Below are 16,672 nucleotides of genomic sequence, written 5' to 3'. Positions count from 1 at the left end.
CTATTAGGAGTTCAACAATGAGTTATCGCGTTGCAGTGGCTATTTCTGGCGCCGTTTCGCTGGGGGCCTACGAAGCAGGTACACTGTTTGAATTAGTGCGTGCGATCGACGAACACAACGCTAATAACGATAACCCTAGAATAGAAATAGATGTGCTTACCGGGGCGAGCGCCGGTGGGATGACAGCTGCATTGTTTGCCCAAAAATTACTGTTTGATGCTGAAGCACTAACCAACGAGACAGATAACGTTGGCTATAAAGCATGGGTTGAAATGGCTGATATTGAAGGCTTACTTACTCCGCTGCCGGGTGATAACCAAGCAAACTCGCTGCTGTCGAACGGATTTGTCAAGAATATAGCCGATTCGTTAATTAACAAGCGTTATGAGTTCGAGCCTACTGAAGCTAATCGACATGCTGCCAGTGCGCGCGAAATTAAGCTTGGCTTGGCCATGTCAAACCTCAACGGTGTTGATTATCAGGTCGACACATTTAAAAATGGCGTAGAGGGGCTTACAGGCGGCTTTTTTACACAAACGCGTTTCCAAGATCGTTATACTACAACACTTACTACGACATCTGACAACAAAGTCGTGTGGGAAGATATTGCTATTGCGGCACGCGGTTGTGGTGCGTTCCCAATTGCCTTTTCCCCCGAGCCTTTAAGAAGAAAATGGGATAACGACGATTACAAAGGGCGTGATGCGGTCGCGTTCAAACCTCGTCACTTCAGCTTTATGGATGGGGGCACGTTTAACAACTACCCATTAGGTATGGCCGTAGAGCTTGCCGATTCCATAGACTTAGGGCCGACTGACTACGAGCGGCGCTTCTACTTTTACATCTCTCCAAATCCCAAAGACAGCGCAGCAAAACCTAAATTTAATGGGAAGACTGCATCGTTTGTTGATACCACCAAACAGATGATAAATAGTGTATTTTTACAGAGCGGTTTTCAAGAGTGGTTGCTGGAAGAGCGTGTTACCAATGCGGTGCTAAAGCTAGATGCGCAAGCCCTAAAAATAAGAGAGCAATTATATAAAACCACGTCTGCTGAAGCGAAGATAAAGCAGATAGTTATTAATTCCTTACTTGATGTGGTGTACGCCGACGCAAAAGGGGAATATTTTAATGATGTAAGCCGCTTAACGCTTCAATATGGAAGTGATAATTATGAGCGTGAATTGCCAGCCGATCATTTTAAGTTATGGATAGATACGATTGCGCTTATTGAACATGCCGCCAACCTTGGTCCAAAAAATGCCAAAACCATTTATACCATTACCGCCAAAGAAGGCGAGTTAAGTGGCGAGTTACTTGGCTCATTTTTAGGATTCTTCGACCAACGCTTTAGGCACTATGACTATGAGCGTGGGCGATTAAATGCCATGCGTACACTCAATAGTATTCTTGAACAAGATAATCAAGAAACCATTGGAGTAAAACACCTCCCCCTCAACATCCCAAAGCGCAACTATGCTGACATTCAAGCATTCTTAGATGAGTCTTCACTCAATAATGCCAGTATGGGAGACGTTAAGAAGTCGAGCCGTAAAAAAGCATTAAAGCGAATAAAGAAACGCTTTTACAGTATTTCCAAAGAAATCGGGCTTGGACGCTTTACGCGAGCGATGGTATGGAGTTATGGATTGAAAAAACGTATCAAGCTTATGCTTGCGTTGTACTAATGAAAACGTGTGGTACACATGACGGTGACCACACGTCAGTTTCTATAGCGTAATGGTTTGATTTGCTGTTGGAATGGTTGATGCCCACCCTTTGTCGTGAAGGGCTTGTTGTAGATGCAATTTGGCGTCTTGCTCGCCATGGATTAAATAAAGCCGTGGTCTAGGACCGCTGAAGTGGCTTACCCACTCAATCAGTTGAGTTTGGCTAGCGTGGGCAGAGAAGCCACCAAGGGTATGTATTTGAGCGTTAACCGCAATATTCTCGCCTGCCATTTTAATTCGCTTTGCCCCATCAACTAAAATACGTCCCGGGGTTCCCATTGCTTGGTAGCCCACAAAAATAATGTGAGACTGTTGTCTCCAAAGGTTATGTTTTAGGTGATGGCGTATTCGACCACCATTGCACATGCCGCTGCCAGCAATGATAATTGCTCCTCTGTCTATTCTGTTAAGCGCCATCGACTCGTCAGTGCTGACAGCATAACGAAGCGTTGGTAAAAATGAGTGAAGGCTTTTTGAATGCTGTGGCGAACGGTCGTTTGCTTGTATTGTATCTTTGTCTTCAGCGTTATAAACGTCTTGATAGCGATGATAAATCTCGGTAACCGCAATAGCCATTGGGCTATCTAAACATATCAACTGTTGCGGAAGCTTTCCTTTTTGGTATAACTCACCTAAGCGGAAAATAATTTCTTGGGTGCGGCCGACTGCAAAAGACGGAATAAGTATATTGCCGCCATCCTGTGACGCATCGGTAAGTACTTGCTCAAATTCATCTAGGGTTTCTTGCATAGAGCGGTGCTCACGGTCGCCATAGGTTGACTCCATTAAGACGACATCAGCTTGTTTCAGGTATTCGGGATCTCGTAAAAGCGCCGCCTGGTTATTGCCAAGATCGCCTGAAAATACGAGCTTGCGAACGGTATCATTTTCGGTAGTTATTATTTCAACAATTGATGAGCCTAATATATGTCCCGCGTCATGAAGTGTGAGAGATACCTCGTCACTGAGAGTGATTTTTTCATGGTATGCCACCCCCTGACATTGACGAAGCGTTTCTTCAACATCGTTTTGCGTATATAACGGGTCGATTTCTTTTTTCCCCGAACGCCGACGCCGTTTATTTTCCCATTCAACGTCTCTTAATTGTAACGATGCTGCGTCGTTTAACATGACCTCTATTAAATCGAGAGTAGGCATGGTCATATAAATAGGCCCCTCATATCCATGGTTTACCAGAAGGGGTAATCGACCGGAGTGGTCAAGGTGAGCATGAGATAGAACCACAGCATCGATATCGGATGGACTAAATGGCAAGGGCTTTTTGTTTGCTTTCTCTTCTTCGCGCCGACCTTGAAACAAACCGCAATCGAGCAGAATGGTTGAAGATATAGTTTTCAGTAGATACATCGAGCCAGTCACGCCATCGACCGCGCCTAGAAAGGTAAGTGTTGCCATAAGAATATCCTCAAGAGCGTATTAGGTTATTATTGCTTTATCACTGTTATCGTCTGTTTGTTGCTGTGGTCTAAGCTCGACCGACAATGCGCTTATTCTATGCGCTGCTTTTTGCCATGTTCTTGCGATATGCCAAGCATCGCCAAGGCAATCAATCGCACTCGACATTTGGGATATGCCTACGTCTCGCAGCGTCCCCGCTTTGATTAACGCAGCTTTCAGTTGCTCGTGCTTTTTATCTAAATTATCGAGGGACACCTGCTCATGAGGCATTGCGCTGCTTGTGCTTGTTGAGAGTAAAGACAGGCTTTCATAGACATATTTAACAAAGTTATCGAGGTCTTGTTCTAACGTAACGTCATTAAGAGACTCCCTGGTAGTCAGTGAACCCGCTAGCGCTTCAGTCGCGTTAATACAATCAAGCAGATAATGATTTACACGCATAAGCGTTGCGAGCTGCTCGGTGATTTCATCACTTAATTCAGCCCGATCAATACTCACGATAAACGCAGATATTTGTTCACAAAGTGATTTCGCTACACCGATTTGCTGATGGAAGTGACGAATGTCTAACGTGGCTTTGTATGACGCGAGTTGATAGAGCTTAAGTAGCCGTTGTTGTAACGCTTCGGTTTCATTTAATATGGCATTCGCTGCTAAGGCTGGGGTAGATGCCACCGTTGAATCTAAGAATCGTGGGTGAGACTCTGTTTCTTCCCATGTAAGAAATCGTTTGTCGAGCCATCGAGCAAGTGGATTAATAAACGGATAAATCAACAGTAACCCGAGCAGATTGAATAGCGTATGAAAAAGTGCGAGCGAAATGGCAGGGTTATAAGCCAGTGAAAGTAATTCACTCAATAATCGAATCGCAGAAAAAAGAACCGGCAGAACAAGCATTGCTACGATGGCAGTAACAATGTTGAAGATAACTTGCGCTGACGCGGCCCGTTTGGCCGCAGATGTCGCCCCCAATGCAGCAAGTACTGCGGTTGAGGTCGTACCGATGTTTGCACCCACTACCATTGTGCCGGCAGCATACAAACCTATTACGCCACTTGAAGCGGCAGTAATCGTAATTGCGATGGACGCACTAGAAGATTGCGTCAAAATAGTGATGAGAATACCCACAAGTAAGTATATGAACATGGCGCTGACACCACTTGCGGTTAGCTCTTCCAATGAGAATGATGCTACCACGCTATCAAACGTAGTTTTTAAAACGTCAATACCAGTAAAAAAGAGGCCAAAACCTACCAAGACCGTACCGATTGCTGCAGGCTTACCGCGTTGAAAAACCAGCTTAGTTGCCATGCCAATACCAATGAGCGGTAACGAAATGGCATCGACATTCAATTTGAAGCCTAGTATAGCTACCAACCAGCCTGTTACTGTAGTGCCTATGTTAGCGCCAAAAATAACCCCTAAAACTTGGCTAAGGTTAATAAGCCCTGCATTAACAAAGCCCAACGATGCCACTGTGACGGCACTTGACGATTGCACAATTGCGGTCATGGTAAAGCCGGTCAGTACTCCTCTCGCTGGTGTGTTGGTCCACACGGCAAGCAGGTGTCGTAAGCTGGCGCCCGCAGCTGACTTTAGCCCTTCAGTCATCATCCCTATTGCAAGAATAAAGAGGCCAAGGCCACCAATTAATCCTCCTACTAAAGAAATCGTATCGTTCATAGAGAGTAATCGAAGTAAATTGTTTCTTAGGTATAGCAAATTCTCACATAATAACGTTGCGTGAGATCAACTCATGCGAAGAAGATCTTAGGTAAGGTGTTTTGCGTAACATATACGAGTGAAAAAGTTGCCACACTGTTTAGGGTAGCTAAAGGTTTTTTTAATATAATTTAAAGTGAATATAGCGACATCATTTATCTCGATGTGATAAGTTATTGTGTCATTCTTATCAGGTATTTTTTTCAACGTGATCAAACGTTTTTTTATTCTTTCGTTATGCTTGCTGTTTGTTAAGGCGCTTGCGGCACAGCCGCGCTTTTCTATTGAGGATGTCGAGTTGCATTCTGACGACTTTAATTTAACAACACGTGTGAATAACGAAAATGACAACTACGATTCTACCGCGACAGAAACTGCCCAGCTTCTACTTAACCAATTACAATATGAGAATGATATTCTCAATGTGCCACTAGCACGTTCGCTTAATGAAATTGAAAAGGGGCGGCCTGTTTGTGTTATCAACAAGATAAAATCAAAAGAAAGAGAACAGCGTTTTCTATATTCTTTACCGTTAAACATATTTCAAACCCAGCGGTTTTATCAGCATGCAACGCTGCCGCCAATACCAAAACACCTTCTTAACGATAAGGGAGAGGTTATTAATATTGCTGAGGTGTTAAGAGCGTATTCTCATTCGTCGTTAATTGTTGCTGAAAATTATTCGTATGGAGATGTATTAGATGCGCAAATTCGTCAAGCTGAGCCAAACCAAATTATAAAAGTATCGAATACTACGTTTTTTAGCCGGTTTTTTACGCTGTTCGAAAATCAGCGTTCCGATTTTGCGCTTATTTTCCCTAGCGCACTTTTCAGTGTTTACGGAACTAAAGTACCTGTAAGGCTAAGAGATTACCCTATTGCTAGAAACCCAAGAACAGTGAGTGGTCATGTACTTTGCGAAAGAGGTGCATTTGGTGAGATGATGATTGAGCAGATAAACGTTGCGATTCGTACGCTCTATCAGCGGCCAGAATTTGTAAGCGCTCACTTGAAATATTTAGCTGAAGATAAAAAAGACGAAGTGCGTAATGCTATTTTTGCGATAATCGAGAAAAGTAAGCGCTGAGTGCAAAAAAGGCACTAGCATGATGTAGTGCCTTTATATTTAGTTCTTACTGAATAAGCATGTACAGCATATATTATGCTTGACCGGTATGCGACAAAAATTCGTCGTAGTTTCCTTCGAAATGATTAAGCTTATTGTCTTTTATTTCAATAATTTGCGTTGCTAGTGATGACACAAACTCTCTGTCATGACTAACAAATATCACCGTACCATCAAATTTGTAAAGCGCATTATTCAACGCTTCAATCGATTCCATATCCATGTGGTTAGTCGGCTCGTCCATCACTAACACATTTATGTCTTGAAGCATTAGTTTGCCGAATAACAGGCGGTTTTTCTCCCCACCCGAACACACACTGACTTTTTTATTAAAGTCATCAGAGCCAAAAAGCAACCTGCCTAACATGCCTTTAATCTGTAAATCATCGTGCTTAGGACTTCGCCATTGGCTCATCCACTCGAACAAGGTTAAGTCATTTGCAAAATCTTTGGCATTATCTTGAGGTATATAACCAATCGCAGCGTTTTCAGCCCATTTAATGGTCCCTGCGGTTGGAGAAAGCTCGTCGACAAGGCACTTCAACAGGGTTGTTTTACCCGCGCCGTTTTCACCAATAATCGCCAGTCGCTGACCTGCTTCTAAGAGCAAGTTTGCGTTGTCAAAAAGCGGTAAGTCGGGATAGCTATGGCCTAATCCTTCCAGCGTTATTGCCAAACGGTGTAATTTTTTATGTTGGTTGAACACTATATAAGGCTTACGTCTGCTAGAAGCCTTAATTTCAGCCAATTCAATTTTTTCAAGTCGTTTTGCGCGAGAGGTTGCTTGTTTTGCCTTCGATGCATTTGCTGAGAAGCGTGCAACGAAGCCCTGTAGCTCTTCTATTTCGGCAGACTTTTTCGCATTTTCATTATGTAATTGTTCTTGAACCAGCATAGCGGCTTCAATGTAAGCATCGTAATTACCTGGGTAAATACGTAATTCGCCATAATCGATATCGGCCATATGGGTGCACACAGAATTAAGAAAGTGTCTATCGTGCGAAATGATAAGCATGGTCGACTTGCGTTTGTTTAGCTCTTCGGCCAACCAGCTAATGGTGTAGATATCGAGGTTGTTGGTGGGCTCGTCTAACAGCAAAATATCAGGGTTTGCAAATAGGGCTTGCGCTAGAAGGACACGGACCTTTTTACCGGGCGCCACTTCTTTCATTAAACCAAAGTGATAACTTTCCTCAATACTTGCGGCACTAAGAATATCGCCAGCACGAGATTCTGCAGTGTATCCGTCCATTTCGGCAAACTGTGTTTCTAAGTCAGCAACGCGCATACCATCTTCTTCGGTCATTTCAGCTTTGCTGTAAATGGCATCGCGTTCTTGTTTAACTTCCCAGAGTTCTTTGTCACCCATGATGACAGCGTCAACCACGCTCATTTCTTCAAATGCGAACTGATCCTGACTTAAAATACCAAGTTTGGTACCAGGAGATAGGGAAACATTACCAGAGCTAGGCGTTAGTTTGCCGCTCAATATTTTCATAAACGTAGATTTTCCGCATCCATTGGCACCGATAAGGCCGTAGCGGTTTCCATTACCAAATTTGGCAGAGATATTTTCAAAAAGCGGCGCAGAGCCGAATTGCATCGTGATATTAGCAGTGGTGATCAAAACAAGTTTCCAGCGGGTAAAACAGAAGAAAAGAGATGTAAGTGGTGTTGCGCACGAACATAATAAAACGCGCGCACTATAAGGAATTGCGGTCGTCATGTCGAGGGAATTTTGACCAGTAATGGTAAAGAGGTCTAATAAGTTAAGCTTAACTTGTTTACTGTACCACCTCAGGATATCTTTAAACCTAGTTAACCTGTTGTATTAGCAAACAATGGAGAGAGTATGCGCAAGCAAAGTGGTCATACATCGCTATGTGTTAACGAGGAGATAATTTCGGTTACGCTTAGCGGCGTTTTTAACGAAAAAGAAGCGCTTAACTATAAAGCGTTGCTTTTTGACGCGATCCACACACTGCGTGGGAAACCTTTTTGTATGCTGGTTGATAATACTGGTGTTGAAGGTGGAACACCCGAAGCGTTTGCAGTGTTGGAGGATATTAACACTGTACTTCCCAGCTTTAGTTTAGTCGCGAAAGCATATGTATACAAAAGTGATATTATTATGGGAATTGTTAAGCAGCGTGTTTTGGCACTAAAGAAAATAAACAAGCGTAATTTTACCGATTACCAAGACGCCATGGCTTGGTTAGCATCTGAAAAAGCACACTATAGTCAAGGCATTGGCTAAACGTTATACAGGCAACGCGACATCCTTGTCGCCGTTAACGTAACCCGCTTTGAATGGCGTAGTCTGCCTCTTTCTTTACATGGTTAACCCATGCGATGTATACCAGCTTCCTTTGTAATAACGTTCAATGACTGCAGGTTTCTCCCAACTGAAAAGATATAGCCAGTCGTTATCTACCAGCGACTGCAACATTTCATGCTTTGCTACGATGTCTTCGATTTTTTTATTCGGTGCAACAATATAGACGCTCAGGCGTTGAGGGTTATGTACCCAACGCTCTCCGTTATGAAGAGATTGTTTTGATAACCCTATTCTTAAGTCGCCGCTGTTGCCTTCAAACACACCGATATTATTGCCGACCGCATTGTGTAGCACTTTATTTCCACTGCCTAACTTTTCAGTGTCAGTAACTGATGCGTTGTATTGTGCGTTAATCCAGTGGGTAACAATCATCGGCGCGGTCATTAGCGTTTCTAATACCGAAGACGATTTGTCCGTTTGCCAGTTGTAGTCATGTAAGAAGCACTTTCCTTCTAAGTCTACGCCACGGGTACGTTGTCTAGGGCCAATAATGAAAGCGGCATTTCCTGCCAAACCCCATTCAGGCTGAACTTGCGACCAGTCACATGCGCGTTGTTGAAAGCGCTGGTCGCGCTTTTTATCAGACTCAAACTGTAAATTTGTGCTGTAGTGTTTCGCCCGCTCTTTTTGCGCTTGATGCTGAGCTTTGAGTAGCCAATTCTTTACTTTTTCCGGCACCTTGCTGTCAAAACATTCAACATCGTCTGTAGTGGTGTTGTGAAGTGAAGGAATAAAGCGGGTATTGCCTGGAATTTTATACCCCATAGTGGCAAGTTCTTGTCTTATCTCGGTATCGTTAAGCAATTGTGCCAACACGCGCACATTCACTTCGCCAGATTGACCACCACATGCGCCGCAGTCTAGACCTGCTGCATGTAAGTTGTTTCTCGATTTACTGCCATGCCCTACTAATAGTACGGTAGGTGCAAACCGTATCATGCCCATCATTTTTAGCGCGCCGGCAGCCAGCGCTACCTTATCGTGAAGCTGCAAAGGACCATCTTCGTTCTCTATTTGCCAGCATGCCTCGTGACTTAGTGAATTAATGGGGTTTTCTTTACCCGATGGTAACCACATGTTTTTAAGCAATTTAAAGGCATACCACCACCCAGCAGACTCAACCATAGAAAAACTGCCTAAGGGGGATTTGCTCCACTTGTGCCATGTTGAACGCTGTTGAATAAATTCGGTCCGGTACGTTAAGGTATTACTCTCAGTGACAGTGAGTTGTGGTGATAGCAGGCCCGGAAGCTGTGGACGATGCGCATCAGTATGCGAGGGAGCGTAGGCGATAGGCATTCCAAAAAAGCCTGCGAAGCCCATTGTCTTAATAGAGGGGCTTTGCAGTTCGAGTACACGGCGAATAACTTCAGAGCGAACATCAATACAAAACACGGCTTGTACGTCAGGCTGTAACTGGGGAGACGGTGATGTTGTTATTAAGCGGGCTTGTAGACGCTGTTGTTGCTCATGCTCGTATGCGTACATCATTACCCAAAGCATCGTCTCTTGACGCTTAAATTGTTCAATATTGTGAGATAGCTGCTTTATTGCATGACGCCAACGCACACTTACCTGCTTGGCGGCATCTTCATGATGCGTGGTGTTATAGCGATAAACGATGAGTTCCCATGCAAGACGAATAGCAAGTAAGCCTTGCAGTTCATCGCTTTCTTTAAGCCATGTTCTATACGTAATATACGACGCCCAACCGTTCATACTCATAACAAGAGTATAAAAGTAATCCGTCGCTCTACTACTTTCCAATTGTAATGATTCACTAGCTTCATTCAGCAGGGTTTCAATGTCTTGCGGAATAGTATTAAAAATGGATTTCAGCTTCTTGGTGTTCATTAACACGTTTATGCCTGCATCGTGTTTCAAGCCATGTAACCAACTTTTATACAAGGCATCGGAGGGAGAGCTGGCATTAATGTGTACAAGCGGTGAGTCTGGTTGATAATACGCCGCGCAAAATTGACTGATTTGGAACGTACATTCGTCTGTCCACGTCATTTCAGTGGGCAATCGGTAGCCGTCAAACAATGTGGTGATGCAAGGCAACGTGGCGGTATTCGTTGGCATAGTAAGCTGCGTTAAGAACGTCTTTACGTCATTGGACAAGCCGTACTGTTGTAAGCTATGTGCGATCGCTGAATCTGATATTGCGCCCTCGTTATATAAATCTAACCAGTAAGTAGAGGGCATTATGGTTGAAATGCCGGTGAGAGCGTGAACTCTGGCTGAAACGTCTTGCATGGGCTCATTAATGAGTTTCCAAAAAGGGTTTACTGCAATCGACTTATCTAGTGGGAAGTTCGGGGCCACAAGCTCGCAGGCCTCTGTCGCTGCTCGCTTCATTCTTACTGCATTTACCGTTGGTTCGTTTAGAGAAATAACCGTCATTATAGGCTCCCAATTTTTGAAACAGTGGCTGCTCGGGTGTTATGTTTAGGTGTGTTTCGTAATGTGACCGGATAGACTTTTAAGGTGATTTTGGTAAACCACTCATCAAGGTAAAAGCCTGCGAAAAGGTATTGCTTAAACTTCTTAATCGCGCCTCGCTCAGCAAAGCTTTGCATTAAGTAGTGGGCAACGAAAAGGCAAAGAAATAGCACGCTAATCCAAATGTCCATGGCTGAAAACGGTAGGGCCGGAGAGGGCAAGCCTGTCACTATATAATCTTGAACGAGGCCTTTAACCAATGAGTATGACGTGACGAGTGCCGTAGCAATACCCACAAAAATATAGAGTTGGGTTTGGTCTGCGTGTGCAGTTCGCATTGCCAGAAATGAGGTTAATGCCAAGCTGACTAACACCCAGGGACTTAACGGACCTTGATAGTCGCTAAGTGTGTAAACGGCTAATACGATTAATAGAGTAATAAACGCGGCATTCAGCCAATCGGCAAATAGAGGCGTTCGATGCGCGCTAATGTCATGCTCAAGCTCTTCATACACTGCCGAGCCTGAATTTAAGAAAGCGTAAGCCTTGTAAAACGAGTGTGCTACAAGGTGGATGACCGCAAGGGCGTAAAGACCCATTGCACACTCGATTAACATTAATCCCATTTGTGACGATGTAGACCAGGCTAGACGTACTTTAATGGTTACCCGTGTAGTCATTATCAGCGAGCTTAAGAATACACTTAAACCTGCCGCAATCAGTATTATCCATTGCGCTTGTGGAGCGGCGGCGATAAGCGGTGCGAAGGTTAAAAGAAGATAGCCACCTAAGTTGATAACACCTGCATGAAGCAGTGCACTAACCGGTGTAGCCGACTCTACAATATTAATTAACCAACCGTGTGCAGGTAATTGTGCGCATTTAAGTAATGCGGCAACTGCAAGTAAGCAGGTTGCGTAGATAAAGCAGGAATGTTGCGTTTGAGTGAGCAAGTCAACCTCATTGACTTTACTTAATAACTCGTCGATATACAGGGTGTCAAAAGCAAGAAAAAAAAGCGTAAAGGCACCTGCCATCAGTAGTTCTGAAGTGCGCGCGAGCAGAAATTTTTTATGTGCGGCGATGATGGCGCGAGGTCTATCAGGGTAGAGCAAAAGAAGGTGGTGAAGAGACAAGCTAACAGAAAGCCAGCCAAGCCAAAATACAATAAAGTGGTTTGCCAATATGGTGATTACAACGGCTGATAACGTCAGCTGCATCCAGCGTAAGAAAGCAGGGTAACACGCTTCGCCTACAAGATAGTTTCTTGAAAAGCGCATCAGAATAACGCCTATCGCGACCACAGTTAGTGTTATCAGTGCTTTTAGTGGTGTCAGTGTAACCAACATTGTGCCAGGAGCAAGGTCAGCGGCAAACGTGAATCCAATGAGCAACGAAAACAGAAAGAGTGACACGCTACCGAAAATAGCAATGCGCTCGACTCGTAGTTTTTGAGACTTGTTTTGTGTACGTCCTGTAAACCAAGATAGGACCGTCCAAAACAGTGGGAGCGAGACCAGTAGTAACGCGCTAGTGTGAGATGACATGCTTTACTCCTTAAAATTTTTATAGAGTAAAGCATGCTTAATAAATCAATAAAAATAGAATGAATACCTATAAATGATAGATTTATGTTAATTGTTAAATTTTTGTTTTCATATTTATTGTTTATTATTAAATAATTAGTGTTTTAAATGGTTTTAATGGTTCATATTTATATATGTTTTACTTTAGATAATTGCATTTTATTTTTTAATGCGTGCGCGCGATCATCCTTATATATTTTTTAAGGCTTATGATTTATGCAATACAACACGCAGGTTCTTCGATTCCCCAATGACATAAAGTGCGCAGCGCAGCTTATTGCTGATGGCGAATGCGTAGCTGTGAAAACGGAAACTGTATACGGCCTTGCGGCTAATGCAGCGGATGCAAATGCGGTAGCGAGGATTTTTGAAGCCAAAGCGCGCCCTGCAACCAACCCACTCATCGTTCACATTGCTAGCATTGAAGATATCAGTAAGTGGGCGAAAGAGGTGCCAGATGTCGCATTCACACTTGCCGAACGCTTTTGGCCTGGTCCTCTATCGTTGCTGCTTAAAAAGCACGATTGGGTACCGAATAGTGTCACTGGTGGACAAGATTCAATTGTTCTACGCATGCCCGCAAGTGAAGATTTTTTGACGTTAATTAGAGAAACCGGGTTAGGGTTAGCGGCACCGTCGGCAAACAAATACAAGTTTATCAGTCCGACATCGGCGCAGCATGTGCTTACCTCACTTGATGGGCGTATTGCAGCGGTTATCGATGGTGGAAAAGCTGAAGTGGGTATTGAGTCAACCATCGTAGATGTAACCGGCTCCTCGATTTCAATATTGCGGCCAGGCCCAATTAATGATGAGCAGCTGTCTCACACGCTGGGGCAAAACATTAGCTATTCAGAAAAGGCTGGCGTTACTGTACCTGGAAGTGTTAAGCAGCACTATCAACCTGTCACGCCAGTTGCTTTGCAATCGACCGACGCAATAATTGAATACTTTAGGTATTCTCATTCGCCGCTAAAGCCGCCCGCCAATGAGCGTGTTGGTTTTATAACCCACTCTGACGTTGCGCTGGAAAACAGTGTGCTCGATGCGTCTTATATTACATTGGGACATTCACCAAAACAGTACGCTGCACAATTGTATGCTGCGCTACACACGTTGGATGAACAAGGGCTTAGTAGAATTATCATAGAGTCGCTGCCAGATACTGATTCATGGCATGCTATAAACAACCGCGTTCGTCGTATTGTAGCGTAACTACATATACGATGAGGTAATTCACCAGGCGTTTACTATTCGTTGTTTAATGCCATATCGCCTGTGTTTTTGACATTTTCAATCAGTTGCTGAAGCTGAGGGGTAACACGTTTGCGAGATAACGTTACGGCATAGAAATGTTCGTATGCATCAGGCAAACTTTGTTGAATATGCAGCCGTTCATTAGCAATTTCATCGCGTATAACGACCGCCGGCATAACAGAAAATGCCCCGCTGTCGCGCGCTAACAGTCGAAGCATTGCCATGTCATTGGTTTCTGCTTTTATCTTCGGCGTGTATTGATGTTTAGCACAAGCAATACTGAACGCAGAGCGTATTTCACTGTTGACGGTGGGAAGCACCCAAGATACGTCGTTATAGCTTTGCGGAAAGGTGCGTCCTCGTCGGGGTTTTGATGGGCCCACAATTTCTATTGCTTGACGAGAGATGAGCTCGCTATGCCAAATGGCATTTTGTTGTCCAAGCTCCACGTTATGGTTTGTCAGAATGACATCAAATTTAAGATTAGATAGCCCATCGAGTAAAAATTGGAGGCTACCAGTCTGTAACGAAAATGTGGCGAACTTATCGTTAAGTAACGGCAGCGTAAATGTCTCAACAAAATTTCGCGATAAGTTCGATAGCACACCAATAGATACGTGGCGAAGTTGTTTAGGTAGCCCTTTGCTAATTAGCGATTCGAGTTCTTCCCCTTTTGAAAAAATCTCATCGGCATAGCTGAGAACTTGTTTTCCCTCTGGAGTGAGAATAAGCGAGCGTCCATGTCGTGTAAGTAGTTCTACGCCAAGATTTTGCTGAAACTGTTTTAATTGAGCTGAAATTGCAGATTGCGATAGGTGAATTTCGTTCGCCACTTGGGTTAAATTACCAGTATTGGCTACTCGCCAAAAATAATATAAATGATGGTAATTCATTCTCGACAAGCCAATTCTCCTCGGCAAAATATTAAGTGCATGTGGGCTTAGGGATTACAAAGCTGGCAATACTGTTGGCTAGCTAACGTAGATACCGGTTCGTCCCGCTGATAATGACAACAATCGCAGGTTGTTATTCTACGCTTAACTTGATGCGTAGGAAAACCGCAATATTCACACGGTAAGCCTTCTACCGTCTTGTTTACAACAAAGTTTGGCTTATTGCAGGCCGGGCATTTAGCGTTAAAGCGCTTAATGAGATCGTCCGCAGCCTGTTTGATAATTTCTTGTCGTTCTGTGCAATAACACGCGCGGTAGTCAGGCATTAACGTAAAAGGAAAGGATACCCGCGCACGCTCAATAAGGTGATGTATATCATTAATCGAGAGGCCTTTTTCAACCCCCGACGGTAAGGTTATCATCCAGCGTTGCCCCAGTGACGATTGAGTGATTTCGATTAACTGTGCTGCACTGTTAATGTTAACAGTGTTAACTGATATAGGGCCCTGCGCAAAGGCATAAATAGCATGAGCGCTCTCTGCGTCATACAAACATAGCACTTCTTCACACCAGTTAACGATACCCGCATAGGGCCCTTGGCCGAACGTGCCCTCACTGCCAATACCAAACTGCGTATTATTTACGGTAGTAGCAACTTTTGCTTTGTGCTGCGCAGCGTCGATAGGAGAAAGCGTGCGTGCTATTTCCATATCAAACGTTCCCATCGAGTCGGTGTCAAATGATGTGTCTTCCACAACATCCAAACCAATACGCTTGAGTCGAGAAGCAATGAGTGCCCCTTTTTTATGTTTGGTACAAATAACGGCTTTGTTCATATCAACTACGTTGGCGAAAATAGGGTTAAAGGGCAGAGTACTTTTATAAGTAATGCTTTAGTAATTATCAAGTTATACCACAATTGGAAAAAAGCAATGGCGTATGTTTTGCATGTTAAACACGGTTTGCATCGTACTAAAGGTAACGAATAATGGACATTCCCGCAGAGTTACAAAGCGATAGAGCCCTGACCATTGCCGGCCTTTTGGTGTTTGTCATTGCACTGTTCGCTATTAAACGCTTTATTTTGGTGCGTTTAAAAGAAAAAGCCCGTTCTGAAACAAGCAGTATGTCTAGCATGTATCGCGTATTAGTGTTGTCGCTTAATACGCCACTGACGTTCGTTATCATTTTATTGGTTCTCATGCTAGGTAGAAGCCTACTGGCCCTGTTAGGCATCGATAACGAGCAGATACCCAAGGTGATTGATGCAGTAGTGCAGGCGGGTGTCATTGTCACGGTATTTTTGTTCTTCGAGCGCTTTTTTAGCTATACACTCGCACGGTATAAAAATCAGTCTACCTTGATAAAAAACACGAGCGCTATTGCCGGTGGTGCAGCTCGCGCAATTTTGGTAACGCTGGCCATACTTATCATTCTTAGTACGATGGGGGTGTCGATAACGCCCATTATTGCATCCCTTGGGATTACCTCACTAGCGGTCGCTCTAGCACTGCAACCCACGCTAGAAAACTTTTTCTCGGGTATTCAACTTGTTATGGATAAGCCTATTCGTATAGGTGACTACATTGAACTTGATTCTGGAGAGCAAGGATTTGTTGAAAAAATTGGGTGGCGGTCTACTTGGGTACGCATGCTGCCCAACAATATTGTTATTATGCCTAACAGCAAGTTATCAAATTCAAAGTTGATCAATTATTACTACCCAGAACGCGAGCTATCGGTCCCTGTTGAAGTAGGTGTGCACTACCAATCAGACTTAGACTTAGTGGAGCGGGTCTGTTTAGAAGTAGCAGAAGATATTCTTAAACATCATGAATATGGTGTAGATACCTATCAGCCGTTTGTTCTTTTTCACACCTTCGATAATTCCAGTATCAACCTAACAATCATGTTACGCACTCGCGAATACTTTAACCGCTTCTTTATTAAAAGCGCGTTTATTAAACAGCTTAAAAAGCGGTTTGATGAAGAAGGTATTGTTATTCCATTTCCTATTACGGCGCTTAACATTGATCAGGAGCAAGTTACTGCACTGCTCGACTCACAAAGGCAATCGAAATAAAGAACAAAAATTGAGAGGGGACAATGGATTAAAAGTGCGTAATTCAGCTATATAAATGTGTGTTTTACGCGTA

Annotated in this window: 12 protein-coding genes; 5 read left to right on the top strand and 7 right to left on the bottom strand. The window is 43.7% G+C overall.

Annotated elements, in window-relative coordinates:
- Positions 1–17 precede the first annotated feature (17 nt).
- Complete coding sequence (locus tag AC27EZ_RS02440) at positions 18–1,688, top strand: patatin-like phospholipase family protein (RefSeq protein ID WP_487133776.1); 1,671 nt, start codon at positions 18–20, stop codon at positions 1,686–1,688.
- Between the two features lie 42 nt (positions 1,689–1,730).
- Here the strand turns inward: AC27EZ_RS02440 and AC27EZ_RS02435 are convergent, their stop codons facing one another.
- Complete coding sequence (locus tag AC27EZ_RS02435) at positions 1,731–3,146, bottom strand: MBL fold metallo-hydrolase RNA specificity domain-containing protein (RefSeq protein ID WP_487133775.1); 1,416 nt, start codon at positions 3,144–3,146, stop codon at positions 1,731–1,733.
- Positions 3,147–3,167: 21 nt separating this feature from the next.
- Entirely contained in the window at positions 3,168–4,832 is a 1,665-nt protein-coding gene (locus tag AC27EZ_RS02430; RefSeq protein ID WP_487133774.1) for a Na/Pi cotransporter family protein, read from the bottom strand.
- A 247-nt stretch (positions 4,833–5,079) separates the two neighbouring features.
- Here AC27EZ_RS02430 and AC27EZ_RS02425 point away from each other — a divergent pair, with 247 nt between their 5' ends.
- The gene (locus AC27EZ_RS02425; RefSeq protein ID WP_487133773.1) at positions 5,080–5,958 is read left to right on the top strand and encodes a hypothetical protein; all 879 of its coding nucleotides are present in this window, start codon (positions 5,080–5,082) and stop codon (positions 5,956–5,958) included.
- 73 nt (positions 5,959–6,031) lie between these two features.
- On the opposite strand, the gene AC27EZ_RS02420 is transcribed toward AC27EZ_RS02425, so the two are convergent.
- Positions 6,032–7,624, bottom strand: coding sequence for an ABC-F family ATPase (locus AC27EZ_RS02420; protein ID WP_487133772.1), 1,593 nt, complete (start codon positions 7,622–7,624; stop codon positions 6,032–6,034).
- Positions 7,625–7,849: 225 nt separating this feature from the next.
- Between AC27EZ_RS02420 and AC27EZ_RS02415 the strand changes: the two genes are divergently transcribed.
- Positions 7,850–8,254, top strand: coding sequence for a SpoIIAA family protein (locus tag AC27EZ_RS02415; RefSeq protein WP_487133771.1), 405 nt, complete (start codon positions 7,850–7,852; stop codon positions 8,252–8,254).
- Positions 8,255–8,329: 75 nt separating this feature from the next.
- Here AC27EZ_RS02415 and AC27EZ_RS02410 read toward each other — a convergent pair whose 3' ends face one another.
- Both AC27EZ_RS02410 and AC27EZ_RS02405 read right to left on the bottom strand, forming a co-directional pair.
- Positions 8,330–10,741 carry a YbcC family protein gene (locus tag AC27EZ_RS02410; RefSeq protein ID WP_487133770.1) on the bottom strand — a complete coding sequence of 804 codons (2,412 nt, stop codon included), beginning with the start codon at positions 10,739–10,741 and terminating at the stop codon, positions 8,330–8,332.
- Entirely contained in the window at positions 10,741–12,327 is a 1,587-nt protein-coding gene (locus AC27EZ_RS02405) for an NADH-quinone oxidoreductase subunit L (protein WP_487133769.1), read from the bottom strand. Before AC27EZ_RS02405 ends, AC27EZ_RS02410 begins: the two co-directional genes overlap by 1 nt.
- A gap of 255 nt (positions 12,328–12,582) precedes the next feature.
- On the opposite strand from AC27EZ_RS02405, the gene AC27EZ_RS02400 reads away from it, so the two are divergent.
- Positions 12,583–13,581, top strand: coding sequence for an L-threonylcarbamoyladenylate synthase (locus AC27EZ_RS02400; RefSeq protein ID WP_487133768.1), 999 nt, complete (start codon positions 12,583–12,585; stop codon positions 13,579–13,581).
- A 35-nt stretch (positions 13,582–13,616) separates the two neighbouring features.
- Here the strand turns inward: AC27EZ_RS02400 and AC27EZ_RS02395 are convergent, their stop codons facing one another.
- Together AC27EZ_RS02395 and AC27EZ_RS02390 are read right to left on the bottom strand one after the other, a co-directional pair.
- Positions 13,617–14,516, bottom strand: a complete 900-nt coding sequence (locus tag AC27EZ_RS02395) for a LysR family transcriptional regulator (protein ID WP_487133997.1) — start codon at positions 14,514–14,516, stop codon at positions 13,617–13,619.
- Between the two features lie 47 nt (positions 14,517–14,563).
- Positions 14,564–15,352: a DUF6671 family protein gene (locus AC27EZ_RS02390; RefSeq protein WP_487133767.1), complete on the bottom strand. Its 789-nt coding sequence runs from the start codon at positions 15,350–15,352 to the stop codon at positions 14,564–14,566.
- A gap of 152 nt (positions 15,353–15,504) precedes the next feature.
- Here AC27EZ_RS02390 and AC27EZ_RS02385 point away from each other — a divergent pair, with 152 nt between their 5' ends.
- The gene (locus AC27EZ_RS02385; RefSeq protein WP_487133766.1) at positions 15,505–16,599 is read left to right on the top strand and encodes a mechanosensitive ion channel family protein; all 1,095 of its coding nucleotides are present in this window, start codon (positions 15,505–15,507) and stop codon (positions 16,597–16,599) included.
- The last annotated feature ends 73 nt before the right edge of the window (positions 16,600–16,672 follow it).

The sequence above is a fragment of the Alteromonas sp. 4NH20-0056 genome (genome assembly GCF_057539655.1).
The sequence above is the reverse complement of the archived record's forward strand: the minus strand, read 5'-3'. Positions and strand labels throughout refer to the sequence as shown.

Coding starts and splice junctions, on each gene's coding strand:
- AC27EZ_RS02435 (WP_487133775.1), bottom strand. CDS start 3,146: ATGGCAACACTTACCTTTCTAGGCGCGGTCGATGGCGTGACTGGCTCG.
- AC27EZ_RS02410 (WP_487133770.1), bottom strand. CDS start 10,741: ATGACGGTTATTTCTCTAAACGAACCAACGGTAAATGCAGTAAGAATG.
- AC27EZ_RS02400 (WP_487133768.1), top strand. CDS start 12,583: ATGCAATACAACACGCAGGTTCTTCGATTCCCCAATGACATAAAGTGC.
- AC27EZ_RS02390 (WP_487133767.1), bottom strand. CDS start 15,352: ATGAACAAAGCCGTTATTTGTACCAAACATAAAAAAGGGGCACTCATT.
- AC27EZ_RS02430 (WP_487133774.1), bottom strand. CDS start 4,832: ATGAACGATACGATTTCTTTAGTAGGAGGATTAATTGGTGGCCTTGGC.
- AC27EZ_RS02385 (WP_487133766.1), top strand. CDS start 15,505: ATGGACATTCCCGCAGAGTTACAAAGCGATAGAGCCCTGACCATTGCC.
- AC27EZ_RS02395 (WP_487133997.1), bottom strand. CDS start 14,516: ATGAATTACCATCATTTATATTATTTTTGGCGAGTAGCCAATACTGGT.
- AC27EZ_RS02440 (WP_487133776.1), top strand. CDS start 18: ATGAGTTATCGCGTTGCAGTGGCTATTTCTGGCGCCGTTTCGCTGGGG.
- AC27EZ_RS02415 (WP_487133771.1), top strand. CDS start 7,850: ATGCGCAAGCAAAGTGGTCATACATCGCTATGTGTTAACGAGGAGATA.
- AC27EZ_RS02405 (WP_487133769.1), bottom strand. CDS start 12,327: ATGTCATCTCACACTAGCGCGTTACTACTGGTCTCGCTCCCACTGTTT.